The 12,533-nt window shown below is 63.1% G+C and carries 10 protein-coding genes; 2 read left to right on the top strand and 8 right to left on the bottom strand.

The window, feature by feature from the left end; all coding sequences use genetic code 11:
* Positions 1-52: 52 nt before the first annotated feature.
* From KLP42_RS08245 to KLP42_RS08220, 6 genes are all read right to left on the bottom strand, one after another.
* Complete coding sequence (locus tag KLP42_RS08245; RefSeq protein WP_215565725.1) at positions 53-1,228, bottom strand: OmpP1/FadL family transporter; 1,176 nt, start codon at positions 1,226-1,228, stop codon at positions 53-55.
* Positions 1,229-1,723: 495 nt separating this feature from the next.
* Complete coding sequence (locus KLP42_RS08240) at positions 1,724-2,389, bottom strand: hypothetical protein (protein ID WP_252192849.1); 666 nt, start codon at positions 2,387-2,389, stop codon at positions 1,724-1,726.
* A 1-nt stretch (position 2,390) separates the two neighbouring features.
* Positions 2,391-3,854: an aspartate aminotransferase family protein gene (locus tag KLP42_RS08235; protein ID WP_215565724.1), complete on the bottom strand. Its 1,464-nt coding sequence runs from the start codon at positions 3,852-3,854 to the stop codon at positions 2,391-2,393.
* Position 3,855: 1 nt separating this feature from the next.
* Complete coding sequence (locus KLP42_RS08230) at positions 3,856-4,509, bottom strand: class II aldolase/adducin family protein (protein ID WP_215565723.1); 654 nt, start codon at positions 4,507-4,509, stop codon at positions 3,856-3,858.
* Positions 4,502-6,100: a xylulokinase gene (locus KLP42_RS08225; RefSeq protein WP_215565722.1), complete on the bottom strand. Its 1,599-nt coding sequence runs from the start codon at positions 6,098-6,100 to the stop codon at positions 4,502-4,504. The genes KLP42_RS08230 and KLP42_RS08225 overlap by 8 nt, the downstream gene beginning before the upstream one ends.
* Before the next feature lie 108 nt (positions 6,101-6,208).
* Positions 6,209-7,249, bottom strand: coding sequence for an AraC family transcriptional regulator (locus KLP42_RS08220; protein WP_215565721.1), 1,041 nt, complete (start codon positions 7,247-7,249; stop codon positions 6,209-6,211).
* A gap of 244 nt (positions 7,250-7,493) precedes the next feature.
* On the opposite strand from KLP42_RS08220, the gene KLP42_RS08215 reads away from it, so the two are divergent.
* Together KLP42_RS08215 and KLP42_RS08210 are read left to right on the top strand one after the other, a co-directional pair.
* On the top strand, positions 7,494-8,639 hold the full coding sequence (locus tag KLP42_RS08215) for an MFS transporter (protein ID WP_215565720.1): 1,146 nt from the start codon (positions 7,494-7,496) through the stop codon (positions 8,637-8,639).
* 4 nt (positions 8,640-8,643) lie between these two features.
* Positions 8,644-10,059: a coniferyl aldehyde dehydrogenase gene (locus KLP42_RS08210; protein ID WP_252192848.1), complete on the top strand. Its 1,416-nt coding sequence runs from the start codon at positions 8,644-8,646 to the stop codon at positions 10,057-10,059.
* Positions 10,060-10,103: 44 nt separating this feature from the next.
* Here KLP42_RS08210 and KLP42_RS08205 read toward each other — a convergent pair whose 3' ends face one another.
* Both KLP42_RS08205 and KLP42_RS08200 read right to left on the bottom strand, forming a co-directional pair.
* Complete coding sequence (locus tag KLP42_RS08205) at positions 10,104-11,345, bottom strand: NAD(P)/FAD-dependent oxidoreductase (RefSeq protein ID WP_215565719.1); 1,242 nt, start codon at positions 11,343-11,345, stop codon at positions 10,104-10,106.
* Between the two features lie 129 nt (positions 11,346-11,474).
* Positions 11,475-12,437 carry a dihydrodipicolinate synthase family protein gene (locus tag KLP42_RS08200; protein WP_215565718.1) on the bottom strand — a complete coding sequence of 321 codons (963 nt, stop codon included), beginning with the start codon at positions 12,435-12,437 and terminating at the stop codon, positions 11,475-11,477.
* Positions 12,438-12,533: the final 96 nt, after the last annotated feature.

Raw genomic sequence — 12,533 nt, 5'->3', positions numbered from 1 at the left:
GACAACCATGCCGCAGGATGCCGCGGCATGGTCCTGCACACGACGGTCGGCCTCAGAACTCCAGGCGATAGGATGCACCGACGGCAACGGCCCAGTCCGCGTTGGCATCGGCATCATAGGTCGCGCCCTTTGCCACCCGCTGCGAACCCGCCGTCAGATAGGACAGCGCGGCGCCGAGGCCGATGGTACCGATCCTTGCCTTGTACTGGGCGCCAACGCCGATGCTCCAGCTGTCGGTGCTGATATCGGCGCCGGTACCGACGCCCTGGTCCCAGGTGACGTTGACCGTGCCGGAAAGCTTGTCATTGAATTCGTGGCCAATGCCGAGCTGCACCGTGTAGCTGTCGGAGTAGTTGAACACCTTGTGGGCGGTGCCGAGGTCCGTGACGGTATAGTTGAAGTCCGGAAGGACGCTCCAGTCCGTCCAGGCAACCGAGCCGTAGACGAGCCAGCCGGGCGCCACGCCGCTCTGGGCGGAGAGCTTCAGGGATTGCGGCAGCGTGCCCGAACCATAGGCCGGCAGGGTGTCGGGTATGCCAAGCGAGGCGCCGAGATCCGACGCAGTGAAGGTGCCGTCGCCCTTGTGCTTGACCTGAGAGCGGTACATCAGCTGAACCCGCAGTGCGTATTCGGCAATGTCGTAGGCGACGCCCAGCCGATAGCCGAGTTCGCCGTCATCCTTCAGGCGTACATCGCCGATCCAGGTGTCTTCCTGGTAGACGAAGCTCTCGATGAACAGGCCACCGATGACATGCATGCGGCCTGGTCCTGCATCCAGCCGCACGTCGCAGGTCGCACCATATTCGTCCGAGGTGACCTTCATCCTGGTGGTGGGGTTGGGAAGCGGATCGCCATTGCCGGCCGCCGTGAGATATTCGGCATTCTGTGCCGCCTCGCCATAGGTGCCGGAACCGCCGAAAGGCTTGGTATAGGTCACCGCACAGGAGAGGCTGTCGCTGAAGCGCATGCCAAGCGTCAGATTGGGGATCACGAAAGAATCCGAATAGGCACCCTCATCGACCGACTGCCCCATCAGTTTCGAATAGCTGCGGTCCGGCGAGACATAGATCACCGAGGATTCGGCGCTGAACTGGGCATCGCTGTAAAGAATGTCGGTATTGGCCTCGCCGCGCGAGAAGCCGCCTGCCATTGCCGGCAGGCAGACCATGCCTCCCACGCCGGTCGCGAGCAGGAAGGCGCAATGGCGCCACATCGTCCTGGATTTCATCTACCGTGTTCCCGTCTTATTTTGTTCTGGAGATGACCGCACAGGTGGAACGCATTGCTGGCATGCCGGCTTTTCCCCTTGCCGGTCTATTGCTGCGCCCACCGCGCGGATCAAGGCCAGAATATGGAGGGGGTGTGCGCCAGCAATGGGGAAAGGGGACAAAAAGGGATCTTTTGCGGCCATTCCGGATCGCAAGAAAGCCGGGTGTGCCGGCGCATGGTGCGGCGGGCGCAAAGACATCCGGGCATGAAAACAGGGTTCCGTCGCTCGCGTCCGAGGGGAGGGGACATCGCGGCCAGCCTCGGGACGCAAGGGGGCAACCGGGCGAGCCGGGTTAGGCAGGGCATCGGCCCGATGGAAGGGATCGGCTCGCCGGCGCGTGTGGTCTTCAGGAGCCGGTGCCTGACGGCAGGCGGTGGCGGTCGAGCGGGCCCCGGTCTGGCCGGACCACCTTGCCCCTCCTCGAAGGAACAAGGAAGCGCCCGCCCGGATCCATCAATACCCAGCCTTCAGGATTGACCGTTCGCCGCGCAGATGGCGTTCGGCGGCCTCCTTCTGGTCCTTGCGCAGCCGCCCGTTGGCAATATAGCGGATGAGCCAGGGAATGCGTCTCACCCGGGCGCCGGTGCTCTGCGCCAGGACGAAGCATTCGGCGCATTTTTCGAGAATCTCGATGTTGAGCAGCAGCCGCTCAACGCCCATGCCGAAGCAGAGAACCACGTCATCAAGGCAGTAGGCATTGGCCCCTTTCGAGAGCGCAGGGATCGGCGCATCGTCGTGCGAAGACATGCCGACCCGCTTGGCCTCCAGCCCCAGGTGGCGAATCTGTTCATCGAAGATTCCAGGCATGCTGAGGTCGATGCGTGACAGCCATGAGGTCCAGGCAGGGCGGCCGGCAGCGATTGCGCCGACATCCGGACGGGCATGGTAGATCCGGTGGTGCAGGTCGGTGATGCGGTCGGAGAGCTTGAACCACTCGAACTCCCCGGGCGCATCACGTCCGGCCGTGATGCTGACCCGCACGAAGGCGTCTTGTTCGGGGATGCGCTGCGAAAGCTGGTCGCCCGGCTTCAGCAGGCCCTTGCCCGCAAGGCGGGCTGCGGCAAGCGCCAACTGATGCTCGGCTGCGGACCTCGATGGCTTGAGGATCGACATCGTCATATCAGACCAGCCCGAAAACGGTGTCGAAGCGGTCGAGCGCATCGTCGATCACCGCGTCGGTATCTGCCATGCTGGTATAGATGCGGCTTCCGGCCAGCGTCAGCAGCCCATGCGCCAGATAGGCGGCGCCCATTTCCTCCATCAGATGTTTGCGGGCATTGGCCTCACGCATCAGCTTGATCGGGTTGCGCATGCTCATCAGCAAGACTGCCGACGTCTGGAGATGGACGATCGATCCCATGTTGTAGACCACATAGGGCAGCCCGCGGCGGTTCATGATCTCCTTCAATCCGCGGGCAAGGCGATCGCCGGCACGGCCGGCGATGACGGGCGCATTGGTGCGCGCCATTTCCTCGATCGCATAGTAACCGGCAACGCAGGAGAGCGGATTGGCCGAAAGCGTGCCGCCAACGAAGGCGCGTTTGCTGGATGTGCCGATACCGCCCACCAGCGTCATCATCACCTCCTTGCGTCCGCCAATGCCGCCCGCCATCAGATAGCCGCCGGTCAGGCACTTGCCGAACACGGTGATATCAGGGTTGACGTTGAAATAGCCCTGGGCTCCGCCCATGCCGACCCGGAAGCCGGTGACGACTTCATCGAAGATCAGCAATGCGCCGAACTCGTCGCACAGCTTGCGGACTTCGCGGTTGTATTCGGGCGTCACGGGACGGGTCCCGCTTTCCGGGCCGAGCGGTTCCACGATGACCGCCGCGGTTCCGCCACGGATGCGGTTCAGCATCAGCTTGCGGCGCAGCGTGCCAAGCTCGTTGGGGAAGACTTCCTGGGTGTAACCCGTCACACCCTTCGGAATTCCGGTCGCCTCACGCCGTCCGGTGCCGGGCACACGCATGCCGTAGACCATCTGGTCGCTCCAGCCGTGATAATCACCCCCAACCTTGATGACCCACTTCTTGCCGGTATAGGCGCGCGCCAAGCGGATCGCGCCCATGCAGGCTTCCGTGCCGGAGCCGAGCATGCGGAACATTTCGACGCCCGGCATGTGCTGGCGGATGATTTCGGCCAGCTTGAACTCGTATTCGTGCAGAAGGCCTGTCACCGGGCCGCATTCATCGAGAAGTTCGTGGGCCTTCTGCCTGACCGGCAGGTAGTTGGACCCGAGAAGCGTCGGACCACCGGCCTGGAGGAAGTCGATATAGCGGTTGCCATCGGCATCCCACATATAGGCGCCATCGACCTTGGCGGCGGCGATGGCGAAGGGATAGTTGAAGGCGAGATTGTGCTGCACGCCGCCCGGGATGACCTCTGCGGCTCGCTTGGCCCAGGCTTTCGAAGTCGGGCATTTCTGCTCGAAATAATCCAGAACCTTCGGCATGTTTGCGGCCGAAATACCCTTTGGCGGCTGCTTCAGCAGCAAGTTGAGCCGGTCCATGAGGTCGCGATTGTCGGGCCAGGCACTGATGGCGTAGGGTGCGGGGTCGGCGGTGCGGGTTGCCATGTTCATGTCAGGCTCCTTTGTTCTCTGACTTGTCCAGCACATTCAGGAGAAAGGTGCGGAGTTGCCGGTCGAGAGTGCTGCGTTGTTGAATGAGGGTGCGCAGGTAAAGCGCTGCGGATAATTCGATCTGGCGCAGCATTCCGGCGGCTGTCTTGAGATTGCCGGCGGCGCAGATCACACCGTGACTTGCCATCAGATAAGCGTAGACATCGGGACGAATGGTCTTCGCAAAGGCCTTGGCCAACATGCCGGTGCCGGAGGGTCGGTACGGAACCAGCGCGATCTGTGGACCAAGCGAGGTGCGGTCGGCGCCGGGTGCCCAGGGCAGTTCTTCGTGCAGCAGCGCAACGGCGCTCGCAATCGGCTGGTGGGTGTGGATGCTGGCATGACGGGTGGGATGCGCCTGCAGCATGGCAGCATGCAGGGCCTTTTCCACCGTCGGCGTCTTTTCGCCATCGACGACCTTCTGTGTCGCGATGTCGAGGATCGGCACATCAGCCGCACCCATCGTGTAATAGTCCGTCGCCGATGGTGTGACGGCCATCAGCCTGTCATCCAGACGCACACCGATATTGCCGCCGGTTCCAGCGAAATAGCCGTGGTCCGAGAGATATCGGCACATATCGACGATCTCCTGGCGGACGGTTGTGAACCTAGTCATTCTTCCTGCCCTTCGAGCCGTTGAGTTTCTGATAGAGCGGAGCCAGCCTGCGGTGCAGTTCGGTGAAGATGCCGAAGCGTTCGTCATAAAAGCGCGTGGCGGTTGGCGAAGGCTCGTAGGTCCGCTCGATCTTCACATGGCGCACGGCTTCATCAAGCCGCATCAGGCCAAGCCCGTGGGCGCCGATGAAGGCCGCTCCGCGCGCGTTTGCCTTCATCGGCTCGTGCGGCTGGCGAATGGGCACGTTCAGCACGTCCGCATAAATGCGGCACCAGGCGTTCGACAATGCGCCGCCGCCAATCATGGTGATGGCCTGCGGCCTGTGGCGCATGAACTTCTGGATCGGCTTCATCATCCATCGCGTGTTCAGCGCAACGCCTTCGAAGACGGCGCGAACGATGGTTTCGCGGTTATGGTCCATGCTGAGGTTGAAGATGCCCGCTCGCAGCGACTGGTCATCCACCGGGCAGCGCTCGCCGAACAGCCATGGCAGATAGAGCGCGCCGTCCGCGCCCATGGGCTGACGGGCGGCGATCTCGTCGAGCACCCGATAGGTATCGACGGACGGTTCCCCCCGCACCAGCCCGTCGTCGTGGAAGACGATGCGGTCCTTCAGGAAGGCGATGTTGTTTGCTCCACTCGATTGCAGGGCGACCATCAGGTAGCGGGAAGGAACGGCGCAAGGGATCGAGCCGATCTGGTCGAGCACGCTCGTGCGTTTGAACGGGACATGCGCGGCGATCCAGGATGAGGACCCGACATAGAGGTGGCAGTCGAAGTCGTCGATCGTGCCGGCTCCGATTGCAGCCGCTGTATTGTCGATCGCACCCGCCACCACAGGGGTCTTCGGTGAAAGGCCCAACGCCTCGGACACATCCGGCAGGATGGTGCCGATCACATCGGTGCAGCGCACGAGGCCCGGAAACTTGTCGCGGTCGATACCGCTGATGGCGATCAGGCTTTCGTCATAACGAATATCGTCCGGATCGCGGTTGTCCGTCACCCAGGAGGTCAGGATGGAATCCTGCGTGGCGCAGAAGCGACCGGTAAGACGAAGATTGAAGTAATCGAGGACGTTGAGGAACTTGTAGGTGCGCTGGTAGATATCCGGAAACGCGTCACGGATGAGCAGCATGTGGCCTGCGGGATCCTTGCCGGAAAGGGCAGGGGCGCCGCCACACAGGCGAAGCCATTTCTGCAGCTTGATTGCATCGTAACCGGCAACCTTCAACGCGCCCCGCATCTCCTGCTTCAGGTGACGCGCGCCGCGCATGTCCAGCCACAGGATCGCATTCATCAGGCTCTCGCCATTGCGGTCGACAGGAACCGTGCCTTCTCCTTGCGTGGACGAGCATATCGCCACGATATCCGAACGCGACACGATGCCGAGGCCAAGAACCTCGCGGGCGGCCTCGATGAAGGCGGTCCACCAATCCTGTGGCCGCTGTTCCGCCCCGATGCTGTCGACCACGATCAGTTGTACCGGGCGAAACGCCCAGGCAACCACGTTGCCGGTCAGCGATACCAGGCCGACCTTGCAGCCACTGGTTCCCAGATCGATGGAAAGTACATATTGCTCTTTTTGTGCCATGGCCCCTCAGCCAAGAATGGCCGATGGTTTTTCCGGCCTTTTTGCTTGGGGAAAGGATAGACCCCGGGGCAGTGCGTCATGAAGCGGTCAAGCTGTCCTATTGAGGGTCTATTCCGGCCAAATCGCCGAGAGATCGGTGCGCAGTGCGCCAGGGGTCGTGCTTGTCCATCGACGAAATGCACGGCGAAAATTGTGCGGGTCCGTAAAGCCGACGGCGAAGGCGATCTGCTCGACCGACATATGTGGATTGGCCAGAAGCTCCAGCGCCCTGTTTTTGCGCAGATCGTCGAGAAGGCCCTGAAAGGAAACGGCACTTTCCGCCAGCCGCCGCCTGAGCGTGCGCTCGCTCATGCCGAGAGCCTTGGCGACCTTCGAGATATTGATGCGCTCCTGCAGCTTCTGGCGCAGCACCCGCTCGACCGATTCCGTGATCTCCGCCGCCTCCCGGGAACGGGTCCGGTGATAGGCGATGAACTCGCACAGCTGTCGATGGCTGAAGGGGTCCGCGGTGGCCAGCGCACGTTTGTACAGCGCAGGATCGAACAGGAAGACGTTTTCGACGCAACCGAAACGGATTTCGCAATCGAAGACGTCGCGATAGGCACCAGCATGGACCGGTGCGGGATAGGCGAGCTCAATGCGCAACGGCTTGAAACCGTCCCCGACAAGGCCGATGCCGATGCTCATGAAGTTGGCGAAGGCCTCTTCGACCAGGAAGGTGTAGATGCTGGGTTCATGAAAGCGGCTGGCGGCGGTCACCGCAATGCCATCGCTGGTGACGCGCGTATCGAACTCCAGCATGCTGCCGGTGTCCTTCTGGAATTGCAGACCGAGCTTGACCGCCTCGCCGATCGTTGCGGCTGTCAGCATGGCATAACCGACCAGCCCCACCGAATTGATCTTCTGCCGACAGCCTGTTTCGAGACCAAGCGCCCGCCCCGGCGCCATCTGGAGTGCGCGCAGGATCGCCTCCCGACCCTGGCGGAACGACACGCGGCAGGCGGGGTCCTGAAGATCCTCCAGCGTCAGGCCCAGCCCGACCAGCAGCCGGCCCCCGTCAAGGCCGGAATCGCGTAGCGTCATCACCAGGCTTCTGAGCATGAAGGCCGGAATATTCGCAGCCATGTAGCGTGAATCGACCGGCTTCATGGGTTGTCCATGCCTCTCCTTCGGTTGCTCTCCGGCGTATCTTCGCTTTTTATCAAGACACATCGTCCACTTGCTATCCGTCAAGGCAAAGGCGTGTAATCGCGTTTCGATTGGCCGGAAAAGACCCCAAACAGGCCCTGAAATCCCTTGTGGCTGCGGGGGCGCGTCATATTCTTGTCATTGCGACGGCGGCAGAAGGACCGGAATCGGCAACGCTGCGCGGCAACCCTGGGGGGCGACTGCAGTGATCTTGTGGATTCTGGGACTGAGCGCTGCTTATGCAGTGGCGTTGAACGGTACGATGGTGATGCCGGTGGTGGTGCTGGCGATGAGCAAGCTCGCCGGTTACGACGAGGGCCTGGCGACTGTGGTTGCCAGTGCGGAGCTTGCCGGCATTGCCCTATACGGCCTCTTTCTTTCCAGGCTGGCGGTGCGCTCCTGGCGTATTGTCGCGATGGCGGGTGCGCTCGCCGTCATCCTCGGCGAAGCGGCGAGCTTTTGGCAGCAGACCCCGCTTCTGTTGGCTGCGGCGCGCCTGGTCACCGGACTGGGCGAGGGGGCAATCTTCAGCGTCGTGGCGATGAGTCTCGCCTCGCTTGCCAATGCCGAACGGTTCTGGGGCGCGCTCAGTCTCATCGGAGGCACGACCATGGGACTATTGCTGTTTGCAGTTTCGATGATGCCGCATGCGGAAGCCGAGGCGCCGGTATTTCTGATGCTGACCCTGTTTGCCGCTTTAATGGCGCCCCTCTTCCTGCTGATTTCCAGACGCCCGGCACAAATGGCCACCGCCACCGTGCATTCAAGGCTCGACCGTCCGAAGATGCTGCTCGCGATGGTCATCGTGTTCATGGTCTATGCGGTACAGGCCGGACAGTGGGCCATCTGCGGTTATGTCGGCGAGCGGGTCGGTCTGACCAATGCGGAGGTCGGCCTCTATCTCGCACTCTCCTCGCTGGCCGGCTTCCTCGGTGCCGTGGTGCCGTCGATGACGCATGACAAGGCGAAACGTCTTCCGCTCGTCATGCTGGGTTTTGTCGTCATGGCCGTGTCGATCTACTATCTCTTCAACGTGTTTTCGGCGGCGGTGTTCGTCAGCACGCAGATCCTGGTCAATATCGGCTTCTACATCGTCACGCCCTTTGTCACCGGCGTCTTGACGGAAAACGATCCGGACGGTTCGTTGATGTCGCGTATTCTGGTGATCGCGATCGTCGGCGCAACACTCGGCACTGCCGTTGCCGGTCCGGTCTTTGCCTCGGCGGGGCCGGCAGCCTTTGCATGGGCGTGCCTGATGCCGCTGGTGGTGGCAGCCACCTGTGCCGTGCTAGTTTTCGGCCATCTTCATCGCGGCCTTCCGGCCGCGGCAAAAGCCGGTATCGCGGAGTAAACCATTGAGCGAAGACAGCCACATCGAATTCCTACTGTCCGACGCTCTTGCGAGGCAGCGCGCCGCATTCGAGGCGGACCCCCATCCGTCACTCGCCACACGCCGAGACCGGCTGGATCGGATCGGCCGCTTGCTGAAGGACCGGGGGCCAGAGATCTGCGCGGCGGTTTCGCGCGATTTCGGCCACCGGTCCGTGCATGAGACAACCATGCTCGAGATCGTACCGCTGATGGGCGCGCTCAGGCACACACGCTCCCACCTCAGGCGCTGGATGAAGCCGGAGCGGCGTGGGCGCTCCATCGAATTCCTGCAACTGAAGAACACGGTGCAATACCAGCCGCTGGGCGTCATCGGCGTGATGGTGCCCTGGAACTATCCAATCTTTCTGGCGCTCGGCCCGTTGATCGATATCCTCGCCGCCGGAAACCGGGCGATCATCAAACCGTCGGAACTGGTACCGCAGACCTCCGCCTTGCTGTCCACGCTGATCGGGGCGTATTTTGCGCCGGAAGAGGTAACGGTCATCGAGGGTGGCGTGGATGTGGCCGCAGCCTTCAGCGCCCAGCCTTTCGATCATCTGGTCTTCACGGGTTCCACCGCCGTCGGCAGGAAGGTCATGGCGGCCGCCGCGGCCAACCTGACGCCGGTGACGCTGGAACTCGGCGGCAAATCGCCGACGATCGTTGCGCCCGATTACAGTCACTTCTCCGCTGCCCGCGACATCGTGTTCGGCAAGTTGATGAATGCCGGGCAGACCTGCATCGCGCCGGATTACGTTCTGGTCGAGAAAGGCCGTCTCGAGCAGTTCGTCAGCGCGCTTCAGGCGGAGATCGTTCGTTGTTATCCCAGTCAAAGCTCGGCCATGCACTATACCGGTATTGTCGGCGAGCGTGCCCACCGGCGGCTCGTTGACGGGCTTCAGGAATGCCGCGATCGTGGCGTGCGGCTGGTCACGGCCGACATAACCCTGCCGCAGGCGGGGTTTGCCATTGCGCCCACGCTCGTGATCGACCCGCCCGCCGATTGCCGGCTGATGGAGGAGGAGATCTTCGGCCCGATCCTGCCGATCATCCCCTACGACACCCTCGACGATGCCATTGCCTTCATTCGCGCCCGCCCACGTCCGCTGACGCTCTACCTGTTCACCGGACGAAACGAGACCCGGCGCAAGGTGCTGGAAAGCACGATTTCCGGAAACGTGACCGTCAATGGCACGCTCTTGCATGTGGCGCAGAACGATCTGCCGTTCGGCGGCGTGGGGCCGAGCGGCATCGGGGCCTATCACGGGTTTGACGGCTTCAAGCGGTTCTCGCATGCCCGCGGCATCGCAACCGTCAGGATCTTCAATCCGGCGCGGCTTGCCATGCCGCCCTATGGCCGCCTGACCGAGCTTCTGGCGAAATTCATGGGACGCATCTGACGTCAGACTGATGCCGCACTGCGCGCCTGCCGGTCGCGACGTCGTCAGAAACGCTGCGGCGAGAACGGCGAAAGATCGATGGCGGGAGGCGCATTAAGCAGCAGGTCGGCCACCAGCCGCGCGGTGCCGGCCGATTGGGTGAGGCCCAGATGACCGTGGCCAAAGGCATAGATGGCGTGCGGCGTACGGCGGGCGCGGCCGATCGCCGGCAGGCTGTCCGGCAGTGACGGACGAAAGCCCATCCACTGTGTCCCGCCCTCGGTCTTCAGGCCGGGCAGGAAGGAACTCCCCTTTTTCAGCATGGCCTCGGCGCGGGCGAAGTTCGGTGCCAGTCTCAGGCCGCCCAATTCAACCGCGCCGCCGACCCGGATGCCGGTCGAAAGCCGGGTGACGACGAAGCCGTGGCCGCCGAAGGTGATCTGGGTGCGCAGGTCAAAGGCGTCCTCCGGCAGAGTGGTGTTGTAGCCACGCTCGGTTTCCAGCGGGATCCGTTCGCCCAGGCTGCGGGCGATGCGATGGGAAAAAGCACCGGCCGCCAGCACGACTCTTGCGGCCGGCCGCACGCTGCCGTCAGCAAGGATGACGTCGACGCCGTCTTCCCGTGGCGCCAGCGCGCGCACCTCGGCGCGATCGATCATCCCGCCCCTGGCACGAACATGGGCGGCAAGCGCCAGCGTGTAGAGGCGGGGATCGGCGATGGAATACCAGCCGGCGGTGAAGGTTCCCCGCCTGAAACGCGGCGCGAGGCCGGGCTGCAGCGCGGCCATCTCCTCGGCATCCATGTGCTGGAAGGCGATGCCGTGCTCTCGACGCGCTTCCCAGCCTGGCAGGGAAGCCCGAAACTCCTCCTCGCTCTCGTAAACCTGCAGGTTGCCTTGCTTTCGCAGCATGGAAAGCGTCTCGGTGGCGGCGAGGAAGGGTTCGAGCTCCGCTCTCGACAGGTCCATCAGCGCCGTCTGGGCGGCCGTGGCATGGGCGATCCGCGAGGGATGGCAGGCGCGCCAGAAGCGAAACATCCATGGCACCATGCGCATGGCATAGGCCGGCGGAAGGCTCAGCGGCCCGAGTGGATCGAGCAGCCATCCGGGCGCCTTCTTCAGGATGCCGGGGGAGGCGAGCGGCAGAATGTCGGTAAAGGCAAATGCGCCCGCATTTCCCGCCGAGGCGCCGGCTGCCGGCCCCTCCCGGTCAAGTACGCTCACTCGCATGCCGCGCACCTGCGCCGCTACCGCCACCGAAAGGCCGATAACGCCTGCACCGATGACGATCACGTCCGGCTTGTTCACCTCAACCCACCTCGTCAAACGACGTTCAGATCCGGTTCTTGTCCTGTGGCAGGGAGCGCCGTCGGTCTGGCGCGACAGGAAGAGGTGCCCCGCACGCCGGATTCCCGCTGCAGCCGCCCCCTCCGCGGCTCAGGGCTTGCAGGCCTCTACGGCGCCTGGAAGCTGGCTCCACTCGGCATACCAGGTGTTGAACAGACGGAACTGCGCTTCCACATAGCCGCGCTGGCTGTCGCTCAGCATGTCGGTCTCGTTGAAATGCAGCGTGTATTCCTCATCGCCCTTCAGTACCATCATGTACTTGAAGAACAGCACGAGATCCGGGCCTTCGTCGAAGGAGGAAAGCACGCCGAGCGCCTGCTCCAGCTCCTGCGCACGCTGGCGGGCATCGGCATTGCCGGCGGCAGCAGCCTGCGCGAGACGGCACAGATGCAGCACTTCCTTCGGCAGCACATTGCCGATGCCGGTGATGGCACCCCTGGCGCCGCAATTGACATAGCCGTGAAACACGGCGGTATCGACGCCGATCATCAGCGTCACCTCGTCATCGCGGCTGGTGATGTTTTCCGCCGCATAGCGCATGTCGTTCGGGCCGCCGAATTCCTTGAAGCCGACAAGGTTCGGATGCTCGGCCCGCAGGGCGAAGAACAGGTCGGCGCGCGTCGCAAAGCCGTAATAGGGGCTGTTGTAGATGACAGCCGGCAGATCCGGCGCCGCCGACAGGATGGCCTTGAAATGCGCCTTCTGTGCCGCGATCACCGAGCCGCGCGACAGAACCCGCGGGATGACCATCAGGCCTCTTGCGCCCACCTTGCTGGCATGGGCTGCATGGGCAACTGCGGAGGCGGTGTTGACGGCGCCGGTGCCGACGATCACCGGAATGCCGGCCTCGGTCAGCCGTGCAACACCCTCCATGCGCTGAGCGTCGGTCAGCAGCGGCCAGTCACCCATCGAGCCGCAATAGACGACGGCGGACATGCCGGCTTCGATCAGTTCGCCGGCCTTGCGCACCAGCGCGTCGAAATCCGGTGTTCGATTCGGCCTGCAGGGGGTCATAAGCGCCGGAACCACGCCGGAGAAAATGTTCGAAGCCATGCGTCTCGTCCTCTGGAAAGCGCCTGAACCGGCCGGGGTCCTGTGCGGACTGCCGGACGTCCAGCGCGTTATGACAGGGTGATAGCATCTTGTATT

The organism is Rhizobium sp. CSW-27, assembly GCF_018760785.1.
Lineage (GTDB): Bacteria > Pseudomonadota > Alphaproteobacteria > Rhizobiales > Rhizobiaceae > Neorhizobium.
This window is presented reverse-complemented; position numbering and strand designations above follow the sequence as displayed.